Origin of the sequence: Oryzisolibacter propanilivorax, from assembly GCF_900103645.1 — a bacterium.
GTDB lineage: Bacteria > Pseudomonadota > Gammaproteobacteria > Burkholderiales > Burkholderiaceae_C > Melaminivora > Melaminivora propanilivorax.
Window position 1 is genome coordinate 1 of the sequence record NZ_FNHP01000021.1, and the last position, 1,648, is coordinate 1,648.

The 1,648-nt window shown below is 69.5% G+C and carries 2 protein-coding genes; both read right to left on the minus strand.

Annotation, left to right across the window (positions count from 1 at the left end; all coding sequences use genetic code 11):
- Positions 1-921: electron transfer flavoprotein subunit alpha/FixB family protein (locus tag BLQ61_RS17095; RefSeq protein ID WP_091572994.1), on the minus strand; the 921-nt coding region annotated here is incomplete at its 3' end.
- A 31-nt stretch (positions 922-952) separates the two neighbouring features.
- Positions 953-1,648, minus strand: a 696-nt coding sequence (locus BLQ61_RS17100) for an electron transfer flavoprotein subunit beta/FixA family protein (RefSeq protein ID WP_091572997.1), incomplete at its 5' end; no start/stop codon positions are given.

The following is a 1,648-nucleotide window of genomic DNA, read 5'->3' on the forward strand; positions in this document are numbered from 1 at the left end:
CTCCGGCACGGCCTGGAACAGATCCGCCTCCAGCCCGTAGTCGGCCACCGAGAAGATCGGCGCCTCCGCGTCCTTGTTGATGGCCACGATCACCTTGGAGTCCTTCATGCCCGCCAGGTGCTGGATGGCCCCGGAGATGCCGACCGCGATGTACAGCTGCGGCGCGACGATCTTGCCCGTCTGGCCCACCTGCAGGTCGTTGGGCGCATAGCCCGCATCCACCGCCGCGCGGCTGGCGCCAATGGCCGCGCCCAGCTTGTCGGCCAGCGGCGTGAGCACCTCCTGGAACTTCTCGGCGCTGCCCAGCGCCCGCCCGCCCGAGACGATGATCTTGGCGGCGGTGAGCTCGGGGCGGTCGCTCTTGGTGACTTCGCGTCCGACGAACTGGCTCGTGCCCGCATCCGGCGCGCCCGCCACGCTCTCGACGGCAGCGCTGCCGCCGCTGGCCGGCGCCGCATCAAAGCCGGTGCCGCGCACGGTGAGCACCTTCACCGCGTCGCTGCTTTGCACGGTGGCGATGGCGTTGCCGGCGTAGATGGGGCGCTCGAAGGTGTCGCTACTGACCACCTTGGTGATGTCGCTGACCTGCGCCACGTCCAGCAGCGCGGCCACGCGCGGGGCGACGTTCTTGCCGCCGGCGGTGGCGGCAAACAGGATGTGGCTGTAGCCACCCGACTGTGCGGCGGCCAGCACCTGCGCGGCCAGGTTCTCGGCCAGCTGGTCCTTCAGGCTGGCGCCGTCGGCGTGCAATACCCGGGCAACGCCGGCGATCTGCGCGGCGGCCTGCGCGGCGCCTTGCGCGCCCTCGCCAGCCACCAGCACGTGCACGTCGCCGCCGCAGGCCAGCGCCGCGGTGACGGTGTTCAAGGTGGCGGGACGGATCGAGGCGTTGTCGTGTTCTGCAATGACAAGTGCGGTCATGGTGTGGTGTCTTTCGTTGGGTCGGGCGGGCTCACAGCACCTTGGCTTCGTTCTTGAGCTTGGCCACGAGGGTGGCCACGTCGGGCACCTTCACGCCGGCGCCGCGCTTCGGGGGCTCGCTGACTTTCAAGGTCTTCAGGCGCGGGGCGATGTCCACGCCCAGCGCTTCGGGCGTGAGCGTGTCCAGCGGCTTTTTCTTGGCCTTCATGATGTTGGGCAGCGTGACGTAGCGCGGCTCGTTCAGCCGCAGGTCGGTGGTGACCACCGCCGGCAGGCTCAGCGACAGCGTCTCCAGCCCGCCGTCGACTTCGCGCGTGACGCTGACCCGGCCGTCGGCCGCTTCCAGCTTGCTGGCGAAGGTGGCCTGGGGGAGACCGGCCAGCGCGGCGAGCATCTGCCCGGTCTGGTTGGCGTCGTCGTCGATGGCCTGCTTGCCCAGGATGATGAGCTGGGGCTGCTCTTTGTCCACCAGCGCCTTGAGCAGCTTGGCCACGGCCAGCGGCTGCAGCTCCAGGTCGGCCGGGGTCTCGACGAGGATGGCGCGGTCAGCGCCGATGGCCATGGCGGTGCGCAGGGTTTCCTGGCACTGCGCGACGCCGCAGGAGACGGCGATGACTTCGGTGGCCACGCCCTTTTCTTTGAGGCGCACCGCTTCCTCGACGGCAATCTCGTCAAAGGGGTTCATGCTCATCTTGACGTTGGCGGTGTCCACTCCCGTGCCGTCCGA